The organism is Gordonia westfalica, assembly GCF_900105725.1.
In the GTDB taxonomy this organism is placed as follows: domain Bacteria; phylum Actinomycetota; class Actinomycetes; order Mycobacteriales; family Mycobacteriaceae; genus Gordonia; species Gordonia westfalica.
The window spans coordinates 347,500-371,214 of record NZ_FNLM01000034.1; the positions used below are offsets into that span (position 1 = coordinate 347,500).

The following is a 23,715-nucleotide window of genomic DNA, read 5'->3' on the forward strand; positions in this document are numbered from 1 at the left end:
GCACTTGGCCCGACGCATCTACACTGCGCTGGGCACGCCGAGGCGTTCAGTCGAACGGATACGACCTTAGGATTTCACTGATTTCAAGATCGGTGCGCCGACCCCACCCTGGAGAAAGAGAGTGCATCAATTCGCTCCACCGAGGGAACCACAGTTTTCGAGCGTCCATGACGGTTTCATAGTCCGGGTCGTGCAGGGCAGCACTTTGAGCATGACTTCTGGCGATATTATTCATTACGGCAAACACGACGTCGTCCATCCGGTCAGAAACAATCTGAACAACAGGTTCACCTCTTTCCCTAATCTCAAATCTGTAGATGCCCTTCGAGTCAACGCTCAAAAATCCGCCAGGACTGTCAGCAAACTCGCCAGGGAGCTCCGTTGGACGGACTTTCTCGCCAGTGACGTCCTCGAAACGTTGAACGGTTTCGTTTAGTCGTGACTTCAGGCCATCGAACCGGGACTGAGGGTCTTCACCGGTCTCCGTCATCGAACAACCTCTCTTCAACTAGGCGAAGATGCTTACTTTCTACAAGATTTGCCACAATATTTGGGAGCGCGTGCTGAACACCGCCACCTCCTTTACCGAAAGCCGGTCCGGCAATTCCCGATTTCACGGTCAATGGTTTCAGAACTTTGTACACACGATAGTCCGCCTTCTCTGCCCCTAAGCGCATAGACCGCTTCGGTAACGGCGTGCCGGGTTCGGCAACGAATCGTCCATACTCCGAACCATATCGGTCAATCAAGTGGCCAGGTTGAAGGACTGTTTCAACTGGAGGGTGCATGAAACCGTCGTTGTCGGGCCATGGCGAACGCGCTATCTCTTTTCCTGGACTTCGGGATCCGTGACTGTTGGCGTCCCCGCATCCTGCAGTAGGCGAGAGCCCTGACGGATCAGCAGTCACCGTCGGATTGCCAGGGTAGGTATGTGGGTTCGGCGCCGGCGCTAGACCCAACGGGTCAGGGCTGAGGAAGCGGCCGGACTCAGGGTGGTAGTAGCGGTGCCGGTTGTAAAGCAGACCCGACTCGGCGTCGACATACTGGCCCGGATACGACCATGGCGTTGATACGCCCGTCCAAGCGGTTTCGCCGTAAAGGGTCCGGACTGATCGACCCGCGACCTCCCCGCTGCCCGGGTCAACCAGCGCGGTCGGCGAGGCGATCTGGTCCGTGACGATCGCGAAGAACTCATGATCAATCTCGGACTGCGTCCAACGGCGCGCCGAGGGTGGCGCAGCAGGGGTGTCGTTGCCGAGGTTGAGGCTGAACTCGCGGTCCTGATCGGCTGCTTCGGAGGAGTCGACGTCTGTGAGGCCAATCGGCTCAGAAGTAGTTGTCTGCGCCAGCGGTGCATACGCGGCCGGTGAATAGGTCCAGGTGGTGGCCTGCAGCCACTGATCGTCGTCGGGCACGACGTCGGTCTGCTCGACGAGGTGCTCCCCGTGCCAATGGAAGCGCGTGGTCTCGCCGGTCGACTGGTTGGTCTTCGACAGTCGTCGTCCCACGTGGTCGTAGGTGTAGGTCCACACCGTCCTGTCCGGGGTGGTCACCGACCGCAGGTGATCGTGGGCATCCCAGACGTACTGCCACACATCTGGTTTGCGCGACAGCCGACGACGACTCATCGAGATGACGCGACCCGCAGCGTCATAGCGGTATGACGTGCGACCGTCGTCCACGAGGAGGGTGCCGGAGTAACGGCGGCGGCCCTTCGAGCCCTTCGAGGCTCGGCTAGCGCCTCGCACCTCAGGGAGCGGGGGCTGGGCGTCGCCTCGCACCTCAGGGAGCGGGGGCGGGGCGTCGCCTCGCACCTCAGGGAGCAGAGGGGCGCTGGCGCCTCGCACCTCAAGGGGCGGGGGCTGAGCTTGGCCTCGCTCGTGCGGGAGCGGAGGTCCAGCATTGCCACGCGCCTCCGGGCTACCGCTGCTCAGGGTTGTGGACGCGTAGTCGGTGATGTTGCCCGTCGCGTCGTACGAGAACTGCTCGGACCCGGCGGGACTCGTGGCCTCGACGACCCGCCCGAGCACATCGACCCGATAGTCAGTCCGACCGGCACCCAGTGTCGACGTCGACGCGGCGAGAATCCCGTCGGAGCGGTAGCTGTACTCCGCGGCCGCAACTGTTCGGTCGGGCCGCTTCTCCCCCACGCTCGCTGCACCAAGTCCGAGGTTCAGCGCCGCCGGACGCTCAGCGACAGCGATGACGGAACGTCCGGTGAGACGTCCCACCGGATCCCACGTCGAATCGATCGCTGCACCTTCGAAGCGCCGACGCTGTTCCCGCCCGGTCGCGCTGGTGGTGATGTCGCAGGAGCGTCCCGCACTGGACAGGAAGTCGAGGACACCTCGCGGATCATAGCCGTACCGCGTGCTGACGCCGGTCGGCGAGGTCAGCGACGCCAGTCGTCCGGCGCCGGTCCAGGCGGATTCGATGATCCAGTCGCGCTGACCGTCGTGAACACCGGTGAGCTGGGGTAAACCCGCGGCCGTGTAGTTCGTGTGCCAGCGTCCGAAGGCACCGGTCGCAGCGTCCAGTCGCCCCGCCGCATCGAAGCTGTATTCCGTTGTCTCCCCGTCGAGGTCGGCATTGTTCGGGTCGGCAGTCCTGTCGCTGATCAGGCGTCCGGCAGCGTCGTAGGTGAAGAACACCGCCTGCCCGGTAGCGTTCGTGCGTGACGCCAGTCGCCCCTCACCGTCGTAGGTGTAGGTCGTCGTCGCGTTGTTGAAGTCGGTCTCCGACGCCAGCGTGCCGTCGGCGTTGTAGGTGTAGGTCCACACCAAGTCGTCGGGGTTGGTGACCGCGATCAGGCGACGTGTGGCGTCGTAGCTGAACTCGGTGCGCGAACCGTCGGCGTCGATGCGTGCGACCGGTAGGTCGTAATGCCCGTATTCCCACCGGGTCACCGCGCCGACGGGATCGGTGTACGCGACGCAGTTGCCTTCGCCGTCGTACTCCCACCGCGACTGACCGCCGTCCGGCGCCGTGACACTCGTCCGGTTACCCATCGCGTCGTAGGTGACAACCGTCCGTGCGCCTTCGGCATCGACGACCTCGGTCGGCCGCCCGAAGCCGTCGTAACTGATCCGTGTGGTGTTGCCGAGCGTGTCCGAGATCGTGACCGGAAGGCCGGCAGCGTTGTTGCGGTATCGCACGACGACCCCGTCGGGGTCTGTGCGCGACGTCAGCGCCCCGTGCTCGTCGTACGTGTAGCTGGTCACTGCGCCGGAGTTGTCGACGACGCTGATCGGCGAACCGTTCTCGTCGTAGCCGATTCGTGTCGTGATGCCGCCCGGTTCGACGATCCGTTCCGGTCGGCCGGGGCCCGCGTAGACGACGTCGGTGACCTTCCCGTCTGGTGCCGTGACCTGTTCGACATCGCCGAACGCGTTGTAGCGCAGCACCGTACGAGCACCGCCTGGGCTGGTGATCGACAGCGGCTGACGGTTGGCGTTGTAGTCGGTGGCGGTGATCCGCCCGCCGGGGTCGGATTCCTGACGCACTCGACCATCGGTGTCAATGCCGTAGACCGTCGTCGCGCCGACGGCATCGCGATAGGTGGTGTACGAGCCGTTGCCGTCGGGACGCAGGTGATACTCGAACCGCCCCGACCACACCCCGTTCATCCCGGACTGAATGGTCACCCGCCCGAGGTCGTCGTAGGCGTTCCAATACTCCATACCCAGGGAGTCACGCCACCACGTCATACGGGCAGCGTCGTCGTAGCCGAAATACGTTGTGCCGCCGACCGCATTGGTCGACGCCGCGAGGTTGCCGTGGTGGTAGTCGAAGGTGCAGAGCTGCTGATCGACGGGTAAGCCGTCCAGTCCCGCGGTGAGGCGGTAGCCGAGGATCCGCGCGCCGTCGCACTGTACGTCGATCCGGTAGCCGGCCGAGTGTTCCACCGCCGTGGGCCGTCCGCGCTCGTCGAAGATGAACTCGATCCGGTTCTGGTGGCGGTCGGTCATCGCCGACACCGCAATGCTCCCGGCGCGCACATCGATCCCGGTGAGTTCGGGGATCGGGACGAAGAACCAGCTCAGGCGGTCGCGAACGTGGGTGACCTGATAGCCGCCGGTCGGGGTGGTCCGTAGCTCCCAGTCGGTCGCGTTGACACTGCGCGACACCGAATCGCCTTCGGGCTTGGGGAAGTTCGTCATCGTGCCGTCGGCATCGACGATGGTGACGAGGTCGTCGCCGACGATCGCCCGCGCGTCGAAGGTCGACGGTGTGGTCGGACCCATCCAGCGGCCCCACTGATAGCGCGAACGGTGGCGATGCGTCAGACGCAACGGGAGTACGCCCGGCAACTCGACGTCGGTCAACGGCAGGAAGTACTCCCCCGATGCGACGTTGACCGGTTCGCCGTTACTGCGGCATTGCGTCGGCGTCTCGTTGCCCTCGCTGGTGTCCGCCCGGTCCGGCGCGTGGTCGTCGGTTCTGCCGGGGTTCGCCGGGTCGTGGGGTTCCCGGGTGTCGTGGTCGATCTCGGGCGTGTCGGAATGAGGACCGTTCGGTTGGTCGGGATGGCGCGGCGACGAGTCGGGATCCGGCGTCGTAGGACGCGGGTTCGCGGCGGGTGATCGGTCCGGCGCGGCCGGTCGGTCCGGAAACAGCGCCGCCGGGATCGGCCGCTCCTCTGGGGTGATCCGGGTGGCGGGATGTCCCGGGTCGCGGTCGGGAGTGTGCCGGACCGCGGGTTCGGGCGCATGGTGAAGGTTCGACGGTGCCGGCCGGGCACCGTCACGCGGAGGGACCGTCTCCGGTGTGGCTCGGGTGTGCGGGGTGCGGTCGGGAGCGGAGTCGGGTGTGCGCGGTGGTGCCGCAGGGGCATCCGATCTGTTCGGGCTGGCCGGGTTGACCGGTGCGTTGGCCGGTTTCGACTGTCCGGCGTCGGGTGTGCTGTGCGGCGTCGGTGCCGTGTGAGGTCCGGACACCGGCGCGACCGGGGTGGCCGGCGAATCGTCAGACGGGTTGTGGGTCGGGCTGTCGACCCCTGGATGGGGTCCGGCGGTCGGGGCGTCGACGTGCGGCACCACGGGCGTGGGCCGTGCCCCCGGCGTCGGGGTGTCGGAGTCGGTGCGCGGGGGATGTGCCGCAGTCCCGGGGCGATCGTCGGCTGCCTTCGGCGCGTGCTGACCGGCGGGCTCGTCGGTGCGGGCCGGGGTGTGTCCGGGCCCGTCTCCATCGGACTTGGCCGGAGTTGGTTCCGGGCCACCGGTGACCGGGGCACCGTCGCGGTCGGTGGCACCGGTGTCGTCGGTCCGGACCGGGTTCGGCTGCGCGGCATCGCCGTCCGGGGTCGTCGACGGCGGGTCGTGGCGGTCGACGCTGGGCGTACCGTTCTGGTCGATCGGGGCGTGGGGCGTCGTGGACGGCGCGTTGTTGTCAGCTGCGCCGAGGCCCGCCGGCGTGGTCGTCTCACCGCGGTCGGGTCCGGGCGGGTCGTCGTCTCCCAGGGGCCGAGAGTTCGGCGTGCCGTTGCCCGGATCGGAGGTCGTCGGATCCGGGCCGTCGCCGCGGGGCGTCGTGGTCGGCTCGGTCGTCGAGGTGGATGTGGGTCCGTCGGTATGGGTGCCGGACGGTGTGGAGGTGTCGAAGGTGCCGCCGACGGGCTGATCGGGTGAGGTCGACGGAGCGTCGGGACGTGTGGGTGGTGCGTCCGGCGTCGGGGTGGGTGACGGATCGACGTCCCCACCGGCCGGAGTCCCCTGATCTGGAACCGAGGACGGTGACGGGGACGGCTCGTCAGGCTGGGCGCTCGGCGTCGAACCATCGACCTGCGGTACCGGCGGGCCGTCGTGCGTGATCGGCAGATCAGGTCCGTCACTGCCAAGAAGGTCGGATGACGGCGTGGCACTGTGACTTGCGGGCGTGATGTCGGGCGTGGACGGTTGCGGGGCGATCGGCGACGGTCCGGTCTCGTGCGACACCGGATCGATGCGCGGCGTCGGCGATGACGGCGACGGGAGGTGGCGTGCGTTCCGGACACCTGCGGTGAGGGCCGATGCGCCCTTGGGTCCGGGTGCGACCGTCATCAGGATGTTGCCGGTCAGGTTACCGAGGGCCTGCGACGGGTCACCCGACCATCCGGACCCGATGAACCCGCGGACGAACTCATCGGGATGTGCCACCTGATGCACGAGACCGGCTGCCATACCTGCGGTGTTGCGCGCGTATTGGTGGGGGTTGGTGACGTTGTAGATGTTGGCCGGGTTCAGCATGTTGAGGGCTTTGACGACCTCGGTCACCGATCCGATCATGCCCGCTTCGAAGTGGTTGAAGGCGGTGAAGCCGGCTGTGCCGATGTCCTTCGCACTCATCTGCGCCTGCTCGAATGCCGACGGCATGGGCGGTGCGAGGTTCGCGGCGCCGCTGAGCTCTGCCTTCGTGCCGGGTGCCGCTGAATTGCGGTGGTCGCGGCCGACTTTCAGTATTCGACGCGCCTCATCCCGGTATCCCGGCCAGGGATCCGGCCCCGGGTGAACGGGCGGGGTGTCGCGGCGGTCGTTCTGGTAGTCGTCGAGTTCGGCGTTGTACTGTTTCCGCTTCTCGTCCCACTCGGCCTGCTTGCGCTTACCCTCCTCCCACACACGGACCGCCTCGGCCGCCTTCTGCTGGGCGAACTCGACAACGCCGGCCCAGCTCGTCAGCGCGGCAGCGGCTTTCGACGCCGCCTCGGCCGCCGCGAACCATTTCGGCACCTGGCTTCCGATGGCGTCGCCGAAGCCCTGCGCACCATCCCCGGTCCAGTCGCCGGCCGAGATTCCGCGTAGCCCCTCCCCGGCGCTGGTGAAGTTGCCGGCGAAACCGGTGAATTTCCCGGCGACTTCACGTATCCCGGCCGGGTCACCGAGGACCAGTTCTTTGGGATTGTTGGTGCGCTCGAGCTCCAGCTCGTCGGGCATCGCACCCAGGGAGTTGGCGACGTCGTCGCCGAAGTCCTCGACCGTGGCCGCGATCTTGTCGAGGCCGACGGTGCGCAAGCCGCTGCCGAGGAAGTCGGTGGCGCCGTCGACCACTTCCCCGAGGAACTCCTTGCCGTCCTCGAGGAAGTCGAACATGCCCATTCAGGCTGCCTCGGTCATTGATTGCCGTTCGGTACGGCAGGATCGGGATCGGCTGGGGCGTCGGCGGTGAAGCCGTTCTCCTGGAATCCGTCGATCGTGTCGGTGACCGACGACACCGGGTTGACGGCGTGCTTCCCGATCGTCCCCATGTCGTCGAGGAACGTGGCACCGGTGGCGCTGAAGAACTCCTTGTGGCGCTGCATCTCCTCGGGGGTCAGGGCCCACTGCGGATTCGTCACGGCGTTGCGGTTGTGGTCCCACAGATCGTTCCAGGACATGTCCTTGATCTGCTCGGCGGTCAGGTTGGGGTCTCCGATGAGATCCATCGTCCAGTCCTTGAGCTGGTTGGCCGCCCACTCTTCCTCACGCTCATAGTGGCTGGCTCCCAGCCCCAGGCCCCGCGACACTTCAGCGGCGCCGGTCACCAGGGCCCGCACGCCCCATTCCCAGCGATCGCAGTACTCTTCGAGCCCCGCCTTCGGGTCGGCGTGACCGATGGTCTTGCCGTCGAGGTCGAGGTCCCCGTACCCGCGGCCCAGAGCTGCGCTGTATCCGGAGCCGATGCCGGTCTGGCCGAGACCGTCGATCACCCCGTTGATTCCCGTGCTCGCCTTCTCCAGATCCGCCGGAGTGACGCCCAGGTTGTCGGTCATCGGACGATCTCACCTTCGTCGTCGTAGAAGCAGTGAGGTGTCAGTTCCTTGGTGGGCGGGAACGTCATCGTCTCCGACGTCGCAGCGTCGACGACGAGGCCCGTCGGCTCGGGCGCTTTGTCGAGCACCTCGTCGATCAGTTGTTGGCCTGCGACGTCGACGTAGGTGATCTCGGCCGGATCGCGGTCGGTGAGGTCGGCGAAGTCGCGCAGACGCTGTGGCGTCGTGAACGCGAGCATCCACGCAATGCCGCTCTGGGTCAGGGTGAAGAAGCGGCCGTGGACGTCGAGCGGCACCGACAGGCGCGCCTCACGCAATGCGTCGTACAGCTTCGGCGGGTCACCGAACCCGGACAGATACGCTCGCACCTCACCCGCATACGTCACAGTCATCGAATCCCCCGACAGTCATCCCCGTGCCGGATGATGCTAATTCACCCGGACCCGATCCTCACGGCGGCTGTCCACAACCTGCCGCAACTCGGTGTTCGTGCGCTTCCTACCGCCCATCGTCTTCGCAGAGACTGAGAAGGCGTGCGCGGCGCCCCTTTCGCCGCTCCTCCCCGTAGAACCTGGCGAGCGCCGCACCGTCAAAGTTGCGCAGCTTCCTTGTGAGGGCCGTGTCTCGAGCCACAGAGAAGCGGATCCATCCCCATCGGTAGACACGATGCATGGCCGTCGCCCAGAGATGGAGATCACTCCCCTCGATCGTGAGGGAGTAGAGATCGTCCGACAGCGTCACGGCCGAGGGTTGAATTGAGAAACCCCACCCGTAGCCCAGGTCGGCGCGCAACTCGATCGAGTCGCGAACCTCAACACCTTCAAGGGAGTAGTACGAGTCCAACGATCTCGCGTCCGAGCCCGGCACCGCGATGTAGACGACGGTGGATTTTCCGTAAGTGTCGAAGAAGTCGACGAGGACTGACCGAGCGTCCTCACACAAATCGCCGTTCATCACAGGGTCGCCTCTCGCCTACCGGGACGGGCCGTGGATCTACGCGACCCCTCGCGATTCAATTACATAGACCGACCTGGGTCGTCACGAGGCCAACAGGGCTCACAAAACGTGGGACCAGTCCCAGCTCGCCGCAAAGATATAGCTGCTCGGGCGGTCCTTCTCAGCCGTCCCCACTGAACGCCACAGCGACCCACGCAGGGCCCCCACGTGACACAGGCCACGTAGTCGACCAGCTCAATAACGCAATCACGAAGAGTGAGTTCACCCACTACGAGGGGCCTTCTCAGGGTCTCCTTAAGTCCGTGTGGGTAACCTCGCCGTGTCCTCGCTGAGACCGAACTGTTACCTAACCTGAGACGGAAAAGCTGTGCCTCGACACCGACTGAATGCCCATGACTCGCTCCATGCGTTGCTCGACTCGACCCCCCGTAGCCGCCGACCCGGACGGCATCGTTCAACCGCACCGTCCACTGTAGGCAAGGCGGTCCGAGTCGGCGCGCTCACCGCATTCGTCGGTGCCGTCGGACTGACTGCCGGTACGGCCGCCCAGGCAGCTGCACAGCCCGCCCCCGGACTGCCGAAGGTCGCGCTGCCGGAGAGCGTAAAGATGCCGGCCGGTTTCGTCCTGCCGCCTGAGGTCGACAAGTTCGCTCGCGACGTCCTGCCGCCGTCGGCGTTCACCCCGAGCGCTCCCGGCCACCCCGGCATCCGAAAGGCGGTCCAACCCGTCAGCGGCACCGTGACCTCAGGCTACGGCCCCCGTTGGGGCACCAATCACAACGGCGTCGATATCGCCAACAAGGTCGGCACCCCCATCTACGCCGTGACCGACGGAGTCGTCCTCGAATCCGGCCCGGCCTCGGGCTTCGGGCAGTGGGTCCGCGTGAAGCAGGACGACGGCACCATCGGTGTCTTCGGCCACGTCGACCAGAGCTTCGTCCGCCCCGGCCAACACGTCACCGCCGGTCAGAAGATCGCCACCGTCGGCAACCGCGGCCAGTCCACCGGCCCGCACCTCCACTACGAGGTCTGGGACGCGAACGGCACCAAGATCAACCCGCAGGTGTGGCTGAACCAGCGCGGCGTCCACCCGTGACTGACGCTTCTTCCTGAGTCCTAACGTCGGAGCCGGCGTGTATTGCGAATCGCGTACACGCCGGCTCCGATTGCTAAGACGACCATCCCGGCGAGCACGGAGGTGAGCGGCAACGTGAACGCCACCACCACGCACCCGATGACACCCACCACCGGGATGGCACGCGCGGGACGGTTCTCCTCGCGGGTCAGCGTGAACGCCGACGCATTGGCGATGGCGTAGTAGAGAAGCACGCCGAACGACGAGAACCCGATGGCCGCGCGGACATCCGCGGTGGCGGCGACCACCGCCACCACCGCACCGACCACCAGCTCGGCGCGATGCGGAACCTGCGTCCGAGCGTGGACGGCAGCCAGCGGCCGCGGCAGATGACCGTCGCGGGACATCGCGAGCACGGTCCTCGAGACACCGAGGATGAGTGCGAGCAGGGAGCCGATCGCGGCGACCGCAGCGCCGACGCGGACGACCGGGACCAGCCAGTCGACTCCTGCGGCCTCCGCGACAGCCGTCAAAGGTGCCGCGGCGTCGCCGAGTTCGTCGGCCCCGAGAACACTGAGCGCCGCGGTCCCGACCAGCGCGTAGACCACGAGCGTCAGCCCCAGGGAGATGCCGATCGCGCGGGGAATGGTGCGGGCGGGGTCGCGGACCTCCTCTCCCAGCGTCGCGATCCGGGCGTAGCCGGCGAAGGCGAAGAACAGCAGGCCCGCCGCCTGCAGCACACCGAGAACACTGGCGTCGGAGCTGAGCGTCAGACGGTCGGGCGTGGCGTCGTCCGACGTGAACGCCGACACCACCACGGCGGCCAGCACCGCCAGCACGAACGCGACGATGATCCGCGTCAGCCACGCAGTCTTCTGCACTCCCGCGTAGTTCACCGCCGTCAGCGTGACCACCGCGGCAACCGCGACGGCGTGCGCATGATCCGGCCACACGTAGACCCCGACCGTCAGCGCCATCGCTGCGCACGACGCGGTCTTCCCGATGACGAACGCCCAACCGGCGAGGTATCCCCAGAATTCGCCGAGTCGCTCCCGCCCGTACACGTAGGTGCCACCCGAGACCGGGTAGAGAGCCGCCAACCGCGCGGAAGATGTTGCGTTGCAATACGCTACGACGCCCGCGAGCGCGAGGCCGACGAGCAGCCAAGACCCGGCCGCCGCGGCGGCCGGCGCGAGGGCCACGAAAATCCCGGCACCGAGCATCGCCCCGAGCCCGACCAGTACCGCGTCGTGGAGACCGAGTGCCCGACGCAGCGGGGCCGGGGAGTCCGTCATCGAGTTCCTTTGTTCGGTGGTCGCACGACGCTGGGATCCGCGCGGAATCGTACGGGGTGATGTCGCGAGGCCGCTACTCGGCGTCGGGCCTCGGGCTGGGTAACCGCCAACCGAAGGTCGCCGTCGGCGGCGCGTCTTTGGCGTACAGGCGGGCCGGGCGTCCACCGCCGACGCGGGTCGCAGGGTTACCGTCGGGGTCGAGCTGCGGCGCCAACAGTGGCTGAACCCTTCGATTGAATGAATCCCGCATGAGGCGTCGCCCGAGGATCGCTTCGTGCAGTTCCCGCAGCTCGGACAGCGTGTAAGGCGGTTGGAGAAGGTTGTCCGGATCGGCCTGGTCCTCGTAGCGGTCACGCAGATTGTCGGTGGCCGCTGCAATGATCTCGGCATGGTCGTAAAGGACCCGCTCCCCCGATGCCAGCCTGCCGGTTGACGTCACGGGCGCGAGTTCGCCGGTGACGTCGGACAATTCGACGGCCGGCAGCGCGACCGCATGCGCGACCGAGATCGTCCACCCTCGAGGATCCCGGTCAGGATCACTGAAGACCGCGAGCAAGTGCGGATGAACGTGGTCGGGCGAGAGCCCCAGTTTCAGTTCGAATACCTCGCGCACCGTCTGTTCGACGGTGCGCCGCTCCCGGACGAACCGGCCAGGTAACGCGGCTCTCCCCTGTTCGTCCCGCTGGATCACCACATTCAGCGCGGCGTCGGAGACGGTGAGGACCGCGATGTCGACGGCCACGTTCGGTCGTGGGTAGTCGCTGAGCGTCGTCGAACCGGTGGCCACGAAACAAAAGACTATGCGAATGTCTGCGCAAAGGTCTATTCTCAGAAACGCGCAAAGTCGCCGTCTCGATCAGATGCCGAGACGGAGTAAGGAATGACGATGAAACTCTCCGCTGCTCTGGACGTCGAGATGGTCGCCCACGAGACTGCCGATGAAGTGACCGTTCTGCTGGAACTGCAGGCTCCTGCGGGACCTGAAACCACACGCACCCCCACCGCTGTGCAGGTGGTGCTCGATCGGAGTGGGTCGATGTCCGGCAACCCGCTCGAGGGTGCGAAGAAGGCGCTCGCCGGGGTCGTCGCACAGCTGGATCCTTCGGATGCGTTCGGTGTGGTGACGTTTGACGACGACGCGCAGGTCGTCGTGCCGGCCGCCTCCCTGTCGGACAAGCAACGCGCGGTGGACGTGATCGGTTCGATCGAAGCGGGTGGCTGCACCGACTTGTCGTCGGGTTACCTGCTCGGCCTGCGGGAACTGCGGCGCAGCGCCTCCGCCGCTGGTATCAGCGGTGGCACGGTGCTGGTGATCAGCGACGGCGACGTGAACAGTGGCATCCGCGAGGTCGACAAGTTCGCGAGCATCACCTCGAAGGCCGCGGCCGACGGGATCGTCACCTCCACGCTCGGGTACGGGCGCGGCTACGACGAGTCGCTGCTGTCGGCGATGGCGCGGGCGGGCAACGGCAACCACGTGTTCGCCGACAACCCGGACGCCGCGGGCGCGGCGATCGCCGGCGAGGTCGAGGGCCTGTTGTCGAAGTCGGCGCAGGTGGTGACGCTGACCGTGAGCTTCGTCCCGCAGGTGACGGAGTTGTCGCTGTACAACGACCTGCCGGCCCACCAGACCGCCGACGGCGAGGTGATGATCGAGCTCGGCGACTTCTATGCACTCGAGACGCGGAAGCTGTTGCTGCGGATGAAGGTCGACGGTCTGGCCGCTCTCGGGTTGGCACAGATCGCGACCCTCGAACTGCGGTATGTGGAGACCGCGACGCTCACCGAACACACGGTGTCGCTGCCGATTTCGGTGAATGTGGTCCCCGGCGATGAGGCTTCGGGTCGCGTGCCGGATCCGAAGGTCGAGTCGGAGCGGCTGTACCAGGAGGGCCAGGCGGCGAAGCTCCGAGCCTCGGAAGCGTTCGAGGCCGGTGATGTGGGTGCCGGCAACGCGCTCCCGGACGAGTCAGCGTCGCAACTTCGACGAGCGTCGGCGTTCGCGACGCCCGAGGAGCACATGCAGATCGAGCAGGAGTTGCGGAGCATCGAGGCGCTGGGTGAGCAGGCCAGGGTCGAGGGTGCGGGGTACGCGTCGAAGATGTCGCGGGACTCGTACCACCTCGCGAACCGGAAGCGGGGGCGTCGGCGGGGGTAGTTGATCTTCGCTGGGAGTGGCCATTGGGCGGGTGCCCGGTGGCCACTCCCCTTTGCGCGGCTCCCCCTGTGGACGCGATGGTTCGTCGGCGTGTGTCGAGAACGAGGGAACTCGAAGGTCGGTCTCCACAGGTAGTGGGATCAGATGGCGGAATCAGCGAGCCAAGCTAGTCTGTTCGGCGAGGGTGGGGCGCCGTCGGGGCGCGCGAGCGTGAGGGGGACCTGTGTCGACACCGTTCTCGGACGACTCGTTGTTGCCCAAACCTGAACCAGCGATGCCCGTGAGCCCGCATGGGGATGAGTACTTATTGCGGTCGGAGCGGGCTCAGTGGGAGAAGCGAGCGGCGGTGGCGGCGGATGCGTCGAGCGACCTGAACGACGCCATACTTGACCTGCAAGAAGTGGGACACAGGAACGCCTTTGGCAACTGCGTCGAAGGTGAATCGTTCTACAAAGGTCTGGTATTGGCGATGGGTAGGTTGACGACAGAGTTGGACGGTCAATCGGCCCGTGCCCTCAGGTTAAGCCGGCAATGTAAGGACGCAGCGTCCTCGTTCGAGAACGCCGACGCACATGGTGCCGCAAACCTTGAAGCGTAGAAGTCCTTTTTGGGTCCTTGCTGTAGTCATTCTCAGCTACACCCTGGTCGGCTGCAGTGTCGCAGGCTCTCCCGAGGCCGCTCCGTCTACATCGAACACAGTTCCGACGGAGCCCGAAGTCCGGCAGACCGACGACGAAGGGAAAGCGCTCCCCTTCTTGACACCTTTCCCCAATCGCTGGAATGCGAATAACGACGGAACTTCCTACGAACCATGTACCGAGGTTCAAGACGGGGATCTTCAGAGGTCTGGCCTGATTCCCGGATCGGTAACGGACGTAGCCAAGTCTGACTTTCAGACCGCTAGAGGATGCAGGTGGACCTTCCGAGATGATGGACGGTCGTCCCTGTCGCAGTCGATCGGAAACTTGTCGCATCCCGAACAGGGCGTCCTTGGCTACAAACGCGAGAACTCAGAGACGATGCGCTGGTATCCCGACGTGGTTCTCGATGGCCGGACGGTAGTCGTAGGTTCCCTTTCACCCATCGAGTGCACGGCAACCGTCCAGTCAGGAAAAGCCATTGTTGGCACCACTGTTGTCAGGCTGGGCGAGAACAAGCCGGCGCCGGAAGAGATGTGCGAGACAGCTCTGGGTTTTCTCAGGTCTACCCTTGCCAGAATCCCTAACTGAGGGCTTAGATCGGTTGGTCACTCCAGATGCTCGTCTGCGGCGACCTGCAACGAGTGCCTAAAGCGGCTCTTCCTGATTGACGGTGCGTGGAACAGGTTCTTGCGACCACAAGATGTAGGGGTGAGCAAGATCGCGGGGTGTGGGCGGTGAGCCTGGAGATATAGGCGGGTCCTGTGGTGTGAGGATGAAAGCTCTCACACACCCACCCGGACACCAACAGGACCCACGTTGCAGCGTAGCGCTATTGCCGACACCATCTGCCGCACCATCGAGCTCGGGGTGACGATCACCGGTGCCGCCCTCGACGGCGAGGACCGCACCCACGTGTTCTGCCAGGTCCTGGAACCGAAGAACACATGTCCCGGATGCGGACAGCTGGGTCGGCTGCGTGACCACATCGATCGTGAGGTCGCTGATCTGCCGATCGTGGGGCATCCGACTCGGCTGCATATCGCGGTGCCGCGCTACCTGTGCGAGAACCCGGACTGTGCCACCACGATCTTTCGTGCCGACATCTCGACCATCGTGGCGCCACGGGCCCACGTCACCCGCCGCACCACCACGTGGATTCTGCGGGCGATGATCGTCGACAAGATGTCGGTCAAGGCGGTCGCCGCGGCGGTCGGGTTGGGTTGGAACACCGTCAACACGCTCGCACTCGAGGAGGCCCGCATGCTGGCGTCCGCACCGGCCCGCCTGGACGGTGTGCGGGTCCTTGGGGTCGATGAGCACAAGTGGAAACACGTTCGCGGCAAGGGGGATTCGAGTTTCGTGACCGTGCTCGTCGACCTGACACCGATCGTCGATGGTACCGGCCCGGCACGCTTGCTGGACATGGTCGCCGGCCGCTCCAAAGCCGCGTTGAAGGATTGGCTGACCGCGCGCGATCCTGCATTTCGTGACCGGATCAAGGTCGTCACCATGGACGGGTTCGCCGGGTATCGCACCGCGACCGCTGAAACCCTGGACAAGGCGCGTGCGGTGATGGATCCGTTTCATGTGGTGCACTTGGCCGCAGACAAGCTCACGGTGTGTCGTCAACGCGTGCAACAGGATACGTGCGGACACCGCGGCCGCACCGGGGACCCGCTCTACGGCATCCGCCGCCCTCTGCTCACCCGAATCGGCTTGTTGACCGACAAGCAGAAGACCCGCATCACCAACGGCCTCGAAGCGCGTGAGGAACATCTGGCGGTCGCGGTCACCTACGCCGTCTATCAAGACCTGATTGACGCCTACGGCCAACCGCACAAGCGTGACGGGAAGATCGCGATGTACAAGCTGCTCAAACGCATCCACACCGGCGTGCCGAAAGAACTCGCCGAACTTGCCCAACTCGGCCGTTCGTTGTGGGCCCGACGCAAAGAGATCCTGGCGTACTTCGACACCGGTGCCTCCAACGGCCCGGTCGAAGCGATCAACGGACGCTTGGAACACCTGCGCGGGATCGCGCTCGGCTTCCGCAACCTCAACCACTACATCTTGCGGTCACTCATCCACTCCGGCGGCCTGGCAGAACGCCTACACGCACTCTGAATCAGGAAGAGCCCCTAAAGCCTCATTCTCACCGCGGAATGGCTGTCCCGCATATACGGAGACTCTTACGAGTCATTGTTTGCGCCAACGCAAACCAACTTCACCAGTTCGGCACGATTCCTCACCCGCGTAGCTGTAAACACCCGGCTGACATACTTCTTCACCGTGTCGAGCCCCAGGTTGAGTATCGACGCAATCTCCTCATTAGTGTGCCCGTCCGCGACAAGCTCGGCCAGCTCGATCTGCCGCGGCGACAGACATTCTCGCCACGATGGAACCGGCTGCCCGGGGAGCAATTTCGCAAAGTTCGACAGCTGCCGCGACAGCAGCCCCATCGCATGCAACCGGACGCGGTCCGGTTCCCTACCCTCTGAGTCGAACAACCCGACCAGTCCGTGGCAGTCGTTCGCGAGGTCGAGATGCATCACGGATGCACTGTGTAACTGCTTGCGGTACAAGAAGTCTTGTAGATAACTGACCGAATCGCTCGCGAGTCCGCCGAGCTTGTCCGCCGAGATCGCCGGGGTCTTCGACAGCGCCGCCCGCGACTGCGCGGACGCGAAGACATCCTTCGGGTACCACCGCCCCTGATACTCGTCGATGACCGGCGTGATCCGCCCAGTGACCACCGGGCTGGGGTCCGAGAACGCGGTGACAAAGGTCGGGCCGGCGAAGAACGTCGTGTTCAGACAGTCGTAGTGCTCGTGCAGCGCACCCATCAAGACGTTCTTGAACGCACCGAGCGTCTCCGCCTCTGAGCATGCGTCGAGAATGGCGAAAACCCGCTCGTACTCGTCCACAGGCAGCGCGACCGACTGACTGGCCAACGTCCACTCCTCTCTACGGCACCAATCCCCGAACTGTACCGGTTCAAGTGTGATGTGAAGCACATGCAACGCCTTGCAACCGGGACCCGTACGCCCCGACCGTGGACGACCGAGTGAATCGTCCACTTTCGTGCACTGTGGCGCCAGTCACACTCTTTCTAGTCTCGTGGTCGTGGCCGACAGAACGTCGGCCGAGCAGATCGACAGGAGACCCCATGAGCAGGCTTCGTTTCGGATACTTCATGGCGCCGTTCCACGCACCCGGCCGCAACCCCACCGCAGCCCTCGAACGCGACCTCGACCTGGTCGAACACCTCGACCACCTCGGCTACGACGAAGCCTGGTTCGGCGAGCATCACTCCGCGGGCAGCGAGATCATCGCCTCCCCGGAGATCATGATCGCCGCGGCCTCGCAACGGGCGAAGCGCATCCGATTCGGCACCGGCGTCACATCGCTCTCCTACCACAACCCCCTGTGGGCGGCCGACCGCATCATGCAGCTCGACCACCTGACACGCGGCCGCACCATCTTCGGTGTGGGTCCTGGTTCCCTACCGACCGACTCCGCGATGATCGGCCTGAATCCCACCGACACCCGCGAGCTACTACAGGAGAACCTCGACATCGTCGTGCGCCTCCTGCGTGGCGAAACGGTGTCCGCGAAGACCCGCACCCACGAGCTGTACGACGCCAGGCTGCAGTTGGCGCCCTACTCGGCCGACGGCATCGACGTAGTGGTCGCCGCAGTGGCGTCGCCGACCGGACCGCGGCTCGCCGGCACCCACGGACTCGGGCTGCTGTCGATCGGCGCGACACTCTCCGCCGACGGGTTCGACGCCCTCGGCCACCACTGGAACGTCATGGAGGAGCGGGCCGCAGCCAACAACGTCACGGTCGACCGCAGCAAGTGGACCCTCGCAGGGCCGTTCCACATCGCCGAGACCGAAGCCGAGGCGTACCGCCAGGTCGAGTACGGCATCGAGCAGTGGTTCGACTACTTCCAGCACGTCGCGGCGTTCCCCCAGATGGCTGTCTCCGGGAGCAAGCTGACGGAGATGATCGACTTCATCAACGAGGCCGGCATCGGCGTCATCGGTACCGCTGAACAGGCCCGAAATCAGGTCCAGCGGCTGTGGGGCCAGTCGGGCGGCTTCGGATGCCTGCTGCAGATGGGCCACGACTGGGCCAACCCGCAGGACACCAAGCGTTCCGCGGAACTCTTCGCTCAGGAGGTGTTCCCGCACTTCCAGGGACAGGCGCAGGCCACGCTCGACGCCGCTGAGCATGCTCGAGCCGTGCGGGAGGGCCACGCCGCGAAGCAACTCGAGGCCGTCGACCACATGACGCGCAAGTACCAGCAGGAGCTCGCGTCGAAGGGCTGAGACGCACCGCCTTCCAGCGCAACAGCGCACACCTGCCCCCTGCGGCGGCATTCGCTGAATGGATGACTGACGTGCGCTCCCCCGGTCGCCGTCATGACAGTTGCGACGGCGACCGGCTGCTGCGAGGGCCGCCCTCATCTCAGGATCAGGCGTCTTTGCGACAATGCGACGCATGGTCGAACAGAGCCTCTGGATGCAGCAAGTCGCCAAGGATCCCGGACACTCCCAGTGGTACGTCGAGCGCTTCCGCACTATGGAACGTGAGGGAAAAGACGTCGTCGGCGAGGCCCGCTTCATCGACGCGATGGCAGCGCGCGGTTCACGGATCCTCGACGCCGGATGCGGAGCTGGACGCATCGCCGGATACCTCGCGTCGGTGGGTCATGACGTTGTCGGCGTAGACGTCGATCCGGTCCTCGTCGCCGCAGCCGAGAAGGATCACCCGGGGCCGCGCTGGCTGGTGAACGACCTCGCAGAGCTCGACCTACCTGCCCGCGGTATCGACGAACAGTTCGACATCATCGTGTCCGCCGGCAACGTCATGACTTTCCTGGCCCCGAGTACCCGCGTCACCGTGCTGACGCGGCTGCGTGCGCATTTGCGCGACAACGGTCGCGCGGTGATCGGGTTTGGTGCGGGGCGAGACTATCCGTTCGACGAGTTCCTCAACGATGCGGCGGTGGCCGGATTCGCGGCTGACGTGCTGCTGTCGGCATGGGACATTCGGCCGTTCACTGCAGATTCGGAGTTCCTGGTGGGAGTGCTGCGGCCGACGTAACCGGCCACGTTTGCGGACCGCGGCTGTCGCTGATCCGCGCCGAGCCCGGGGATCGCAGGCGCCAACCAAGGCCTTTGGCACCAAGACTTACCCAGCCGTTTCCCACCAGTGGCGTTGCCTCGCACGGAATGTCCGATCATCCACGGATCGGATATGACCCCACCACTGCGATCCCGTCTGGACCGACATCAGACAGAACCTGAGTATCACTGGGGACTACGCGACCTGATTCCTCGATCAGCCACCGTCGACTGTCTTCGGCGACATCCACTGTGTTGAGCGGCCCCAGATACTCCGATCCCGCCGGGATCGCCTGGTCTTGTTGCACAGCTTGGAAAATGCGGTCCGGGACACCAACGGATATACCGAGCAGATTGTAAGTGAAGAGCTGGTACCTGATACCACCCAGGCGCACACGCTGCGCGTTCAGAGCCACTGCGGCGTCGACTACATCGCGGTAGTAGACCCGCAAATCAACGTTGCGCTGGTCATTCTCGAGCGGCGAAGGATCTCCTGCGATACCGTCATCATCCGAACCAGGGGGGTCGTGCAAGGTCACTGCCAGGACTCCATCGGCTGTGAAGTGCGTGTACTGGACATAGCGTAGAACTGAAGCACAACCGGGCACCCGCAGCACTGACCGCACTTGACCCTTCGCCTTCTCCACCTGATCGGGGCTCGCATTTAGGCGGTCGCTACGGCCCTTGGACTCGACGATCACAGCCGGGCCGCCTCCCGCGGGAAGACCGAGAAAGTCCGGTCGGCGGCGCGTCGTCGGATCGTAGATCGGCGGGGGCGAGAAATACTCGATGTGACCGAACTGCCGCACTCCGAAAACCGACTCGGCCACAAGCTTGCTGAGCACACCACCGAGAAGTCCGCTCATAAAACCTTTTTCAGTGCGTTCCAGTCTCGCATAGTTGTCGGACCGCCACCATCGCCCGCCGAGCGGATGGATGCTATCTCGGGTGATCGCCGAACGCCACTGCTGCGCGATAGCCTTCACCGTCGACGGAGCGCCCGCAACGAACGCGTTGAGGTTTCCCACCCCAATCGCCGCCCGATCCAGCGCGGCTTCTGACACGTCGATGAAGGCAGGACCCGAGAATGCGAAGTCGCAGAGCTCGATTCTCACTACACCACCCCGGTGCAGACCAGCCATTGCATCTCCCTGTTCACTGGCAATAAGTCGTGCCAGGCATCCGACCATGCTGCGTACAACGCCGCGCGCATGGAGAAAGGTAACAGCCCCCATTCTGTCCAAGTGGGCTTCGCACCATCGAATCAACGTCAAATCAACGTCGAAGCGCCGGCCGCTGCCATGCTCTGCTGCATGAGCAACCATCGAGGCGCGTTCACTTGAATAGGGGTCGATGGCACTCTCCAGGATGTTTCGACCGAGTCCGCCGAGGCGCGAGGTGAATACGGACAGCCCGGGGGGGTGATTGAGTCCCTAGCGCCACCTCTTCGGATCCAAGCGGTACTGTCGTCCGTTCGGACGAACTCGGCACGGTTTCATCACGCGAAAGTGGAACTGGCCCACGAGCCGCCACCGCTGTATCCAGACCTGGTCGTGCAGGCAACAAGCCATCAATGGGGGACACGGTCACCGAGGCGCGAGCAATGTGTCCGGCTGACGTGATCTACTCCATTCGTGCCCGAAGCCTTTCCTCCTGGAATCTACGAATCCGTTCTGACAGAGCGCTTGTCGAAGCGATTAGCGTCAACGAACCTGGTAGCAGAGTTTTCCGAGATCTCACCGGCATCGGAGCCTCATGTTTATGCACGGCACGTGGCGGCAGTCGTCGAACGGCATCTCAGCACGTTGCCGGAAGGTGCCAGGAAAGAGTCGGCGAACGCCATCCTGGCTCACATCGCCGCCGGCGGCGACGAAGTAATCTCGCGTACCGAGGTGCTGGCCTCATTGCATTCTGCGAGTGCGCCGGTCCCGACTCGTCCGGCAACGCCGTTGTCCGAGGTCGCCCTCCTGACCAACCGTCGCGACGAGCCCAACATGGCGAGCGAGATATCGAGCGAACTCGCTAGCGCTGATCGTGTCGATCTCCTCTGCGCGTTCATCCGGTTTGCCGGCATCGCGGTCATCGGTCGTGAGCTGCAGGCACTGCGCTCACGGGGCGTCCCGGTGCGTGTGATCACCACGACCTACCGTGGCGCTACCGAACGCCGCGCTGTCGACGAACTTGTCACGAAGTATGGCGCCGACGTTCGCGTTCGCTACGACACCGCCACAACCCGATTGCACGCCAAGGCCTGGCTGTTTCGACGCAATTCCGGATTCGATACCGGCTATGTGGGGAGCTCAAATCTCTCCAGATCGGCGATGGTCGACGGGCTCGAGTGGAACGTCCGGATCTCCGGTATCAGCACGCCTACCCTTATCCGAAAGTTCGAAGGCGTCTTTGACACCTACTGGAACGACCCAGCTTTCAAGCCCTACGACCCAGCGACTGACGGCACCACGCTCGATCAGGCTCTGTTTGAAGCGGGTGGCGGTAAGAGCGGTCGCGAGACTATCACCGTCTCAGGGCTCGACGTGCAACCGTGGCCGCACCAAGAGCGTGTCTTGGAAGCTCTCGAGGCAGCTCGCGAAGTGCACAACCACCACCGCAATCTCATTGTTGCCGCCACCGGAACCGGCAAGACCGTAATAGCTGCTCTCGATTACAAGCGCTTATGCGAACAGGCCGGCAAGTCACTAAGCCTGCTATTCGTGGCACACCGCAAGGAGATTCTCGAACAGTCCCTGCGAAAGTATCGGGAGGTGCTCGGAGATGGCAGCTTTGGGGCACTGTACGTCGATGGCCACCGGCCGACCGACTGGCAACATGTCTTCGCCAGCATCCAATCGCTCAGCGGTCGTGGTGGCGACAGTGTTGACGCTGCCACGTTCGACGTTGTCGTTGTCGACGAATTTCATCACGCCGCGGCAGCCACGTACACCTCACTGCTACAGTGGATTACGCCATCTGAGCTCCTGGGTCTCACTGCAACGCCCGAACGCAGCGATACTCTCGACATCCTCCATTGGTTCGGAGGCCGGCCGACCTACGAACTCCGGTTGTGGGACGCTCTCGAGCAGGACCTGCTCTGCCCATTCCACTACTACGGCATCGCCGACAACACAGACCTGCGCGACCTCACGTGGTCGCGCGGCGACTACAAGATCGCCGATCTCGAGAATGTGTACACGGGGAACGACGCACGCACCCGACTCATACTGAACGCCGTGCGTGACTACGTGGCCGACCCTTTCGCCATGCGCGCGCTTGGCTTCTGCGTCTCGATTGCACACGCCAAGTACATGGCCGACGCATTCTCCAAGCAGGGCATCCCCGCGGTGGCTATTTCGGCCGACACACCTAGTGCCGTTCGCGCGCAGGCGTTTTCTGACCTGCGCGCGGGTGCAGTTGCCTGCCTCTTTGCCGTTGACCTCTTCAACGAAGGCCTGGATCTCCCCGATGTAGACACCTTGCTGATGCTCCGGCCCACTCAGAGCGCCACCGTCTTTCTTCAGCAACTGGGGCGTGGATTGCGGCGCAGCAGGCGCAAAGCCGTTCTCACGGTGCTCGATTTCATCGGCCACCACCGCGCGGAGTTCAACTTCGCCCCGCGGTTCAGCGCACTAACGGGTACGCGTGGGAATCGATTGCTGGACGAGGTCTCCGATGGCTTTCCTTTCCTTCCGGGCGCTAGCCGGATCGTGATGGATCGGCAGGCCCAAGAGATCGTCCTCGAGTCGATCAAGCGGGCTCTGCCCACCAATCGCCGTTCTGCACTGATCGCGATGGTGAAGGAAGCGAACACCAGTGATCTGAGCGCCTTTCTGGCGCAGACGGATAGCGATCTCTCGTTGGTCTACTCCGGTAGCGGAACTCGCGCCTGGACGCCACTACTTCGGGATGCTGGACTTCCGACACTGCCACCAGGTCCAGACGAGGACTCCCTCGCCAAGCGTGTCCGAGCACTCGCCCACGTCGACGACCTCGAGCGCGCAGACGTCTATCGTCAGCTGGCGACTCCGGGTGGGCCCTCGTATCACGAACTCACGCCCCGCGAGCAGACTCTGGCACGGATGCTTTTCTTCACTCTGTGGTCCGATCGCGGAGGTTTTACGAGCTACGACGACGGGTTCAACTTCCTTCGCGCGCATAAGGCGATCTGTGCGGAGATCGGCCAGTTACTCGACATCACCTCGGCCAGGATCCATCACGTGCCTCGAACCGTTGACGGTGTCCCCCTACAGACCCATGCTCGGTACCGGCGTGAGGAGGTGCTGGCGGCCATCGGCTTTGCCAACTGGGAACGCAAAGCGCGAGGACAAGCCGGCGGCGTCACCTGGAATGGTGATACCGGCGCACTCTTCGTCAATCTCCACAAGGACGAGCGGGAGTTCAGTCCTTCCACGATGTACCGCGACTACCCCATCTCGCGGGACACCTTTCACTGGGAATCCCCGAACAAGACCGCCGTCGACTCCCCGATGGGCCGGCGATGCGTGGAGCAGCGCGGCAACGGGTGCGAAGTCCTTCTATTCGTTCGCGACCAACCGAATGGTGCGTTCGGTGCGGAACCCTTCATCTTCTTGGGTCCTGTCGACTACGTGAGTCATCGCGGCGAACGCCCGATCGCGATCACGTGGAAACTGCGTCGTCCCATGCCTATGGATGTGTTTGAGAGTGGCTCGATGGTAGCGAGTTAAGCGAATGTGGCCAGCGGGCAGTCGGTGACCCACCG

16 protein-coding genes are annotated in these 23,715 nt (G+C 64.7%); 7 read left to right on the forward strand and 9 right to left on the reverse strand.

Translation table 11 applies throughout. The features are described from left to right. Positions 1-46: 46 nt before the first annotated feature. The 5 genes from BLU62_RS06980 to BLU62_RS07005 all read right to left on the reverse strand — a co-directional run bounded on the left by BLU62_RS06980 (position 47) and on the right by BLU62_RS07005 (position 8,677). The gene (locus BLU62_RS06980; protein WP_074848864.1) at positions 47-490 is read right to left on the reverse strand and encodes an Imm63 family immunity protein; all 444 of its coding nucleotides are present in this window, start codon (positions 488-490) and stop codon (positions 47-49) included. Next, positions 474-7,064 (reverse strand): putative T7SS-secreted protein, encoded by a 6,591-nt coding sequence (locus tag BLU62_RS06990; protein ID WP_244278091.1) that lies wholly within the window; start codon positions 7,062-7,064, stop codon positions 474-476. Before BLU62_RS06990 ends, BLU62_RS06980 begins: the two co-directional genes overlap by 17 nt. A gap of 20 nt (positions 7,065-7,084) precedes the next feature. Beyond that, the gene (locus tag BLU62_RS06995) at positions 7,085-7,723 is read right to left on the reverse strand and encodes a hypothetical protein (protein WP_074848865.1); all 639 of its coding nucleotides are present in this window, start codon (positions 7,721-7,723) and stop codon (positions 7,085-7,087) included. Further along, positions 7,720-8,115 carry an SseB family protein gene (locus tag BLU62_RS07000; protein WP_074848866.1) on the reverse strand — a complete coding sequence of 132 codons (396 nt, stop codon included), beginning with the start codon at positions 8,113-8,115 and terminating at the stop codon, positions 7,720-7,722. The genes BLU62_RS06995 and BLU62_RS07000 overlap by 4 nt, the downstream gene beginning before the upstream one ends. Positions 8,116-8,221: 106 nt before the next feature. Next, complete coding sequence (locus tag BLU62_RS07005) at positions 8,222-8,677, reverse strand: hypothetical protein (RefSeq protein ID WP_074848867.1); 456 nt, start codon at positions 8,675-8,677, stop codon at positions 8,222-8,224. A 370-nt stretch (positions 8,678-9,047) separates the two neighbouring features. On the opposite strand from BLU62_RS07005, the gene BLU62_RS07010 reads away from it, so the two are divergent. Beyond that, the gene (locus BLU62_RS07010) at positions 9,048-9,776 is read left to right on the forward strand and encodes a M23 family metallopeptidase (RefSeq protein WP_074848868.1); all 729 of its coding nucleotides are present in this window, start codon (positions 9,048-9,050) and stop codon (positions 9,774-9,776) included. 20 nt (positions 9,777-9,796) lie between these two features. Here the strand turns inward: BLU62_RS07010 and BLU62_RS07015 are convergent, their stop codons facing one another. Both BLU62_RS07015 and BLU62_RS07020 read right to left on the reverse strand, forming a co-directional pair. Next, complete coding sequence (locus tag BLU62_RS07015; protein ID WP_074848869.1) at positions 9,797-11,050, reverse strand: APC family permease; 1,254 nt, start codon at positions 11,048-11,050, stop codon at positions 9,797-9,799. Positions 11,051-11,123: 73 nt separating this feature from the next. Further along, complete coding sequence (locus BLU62_RS07020; RefSeq protein WP_074848870.1) at positions 11,124-11,837, reverse strand: NUDIX hydrolase; 714 nt, start codon at positions 11,835-11,837, stop codon at positions 11,124-11,126. 99 nt (positions 11,838-11,936) lie between these two features. Between BLU62_RS07020 and BLU62_RS07025 the strand changes: the two genes are divergently transcribed. The 3 genes from BLU62_RS07025 to BLU62_RS07040 all read left to right on the forward strand — a co-directional run bounded on the left by BLU62_RS07025 (position 11,937) and on the right by BLU62_RS07040 (position 15,973). Next, positions 11,937-13,208 (forward strand): vWA domain-containing protein, encoded by a 1,272-nt coding sequence (locus BLU62_RS07025; RefSeq protein ID WP_074852741.1) that lies wholly within the window; start codon positions 11,937-11,939, stop codon positions 13,206-13,208. Positions 13,209-13,780: 572 nt separating this feature from the next. Next, positions 13,781-14,437 carry a DUF3558 family protein gene (locus tag BLU62_RS07035; protein WP_074848872.1) on the forward strand — a complete coding sequence of 219 codons (657 nt, stop codon included), beginning with the start codon at positions 13,781-13,783 and terminating at the stop codon, positions 14,435-14,437. 228 nt (positions 14,438-14,665) lie between these two features. Next, positions 14,666-15,973: an ISL3 family transposase gene (locus tag BLU62_RS07040; protein ID WP_074848873.1), complete on the forward strand. Its 1,308-nt coding sequence runs from the start codon at positions 14,666-14,668 to the stop codon at positions 15,971-15,973. Between the two features lie 65 nt (positions 15,974-16,038). Here the strand turns inward: BLU62_RS07040 and BLU62_RS07045 are convergent, their stop codons facing one another. Beyond that, positions 16,039-16,800 (reverse strand): helix-turn-helix transcriptional regulator, encoded by a 762-nt coding sequence (locus BLU62_RS07045; protein WP_074852742.1) that lies wholly within the window; start codon positions 16,798-16,800, stop codon positions 16,039-16,041. Between the two features lie 215 nt (positions 16,801-17,015). Here BLU62_RS07045 and BLU62_RS07050 point away from each other — a divergent pair, with 215 nt between their 5' ends. Together BLU62_RS07050 and BLU62_RS07055 are read left to right on the forward strand one after the other, a co-directional pair. Beyond that, the gene (locus tag BLU62_RS07050) at positions 17,016-18,182 is read left to right on the forward strand and encodes an LLM class flavin-dependent oxidoreductase (RefSeq protein ID WP_074848874.1); all 1,167 of its coding nucleotides are present in this window, start codon (positions 17,016-17,018) and stop codon (positions 18,180-18,182) included. Between the two features lie 172 nt (positions 18,183-18,354). After that, a complete protein-coding gene (locus BLU62_RS07055) occupies positions 18,355-18,960 on the forward strand; it encodes a class I SAM-dependent methyltransferase (RefSeq protein WP_074848875.1) in 606 nt (201 codons plus the stop codon). A gap of 136 nt (positions 18,961-19,096) precedes the next feature. Here BLU62_RS07055 and BLU62_RS07060 read toward each other — a convergent pair whose 3' ends face one another. Continuing rightward, positions 19,097-20,122 (reverse strand): hypothetical protein, encoded by a 1,026-nt coding sequence (locus BLU62_RS07060; protein ID WP_074848876.1) that lies wholly within the window; start codon positions 20,120-20,122, stop codon positions 19,097-19,099. Positions 20,123-20,614: 492 nt separating this feature from the next. On the opposite strand from BLU62_RS07060, the gene BLU62_RS07065 reads away from it, so the two are divergent. Next, positions 20,615-23,680 carry a DEAD/DEAH box helicase gene (locus BLU62_RS07065; protein WP_074848877.1) on the forward strand — a complete coding sequence of 1,022 codons (3,066 nt, stop codon included), beginning with the start codon at positions 20,615-20,617 and terminating at the stop codon, positions 23,678-23,680. Positions 23,681-23,715: the final 35 nt, after the last annotated feature.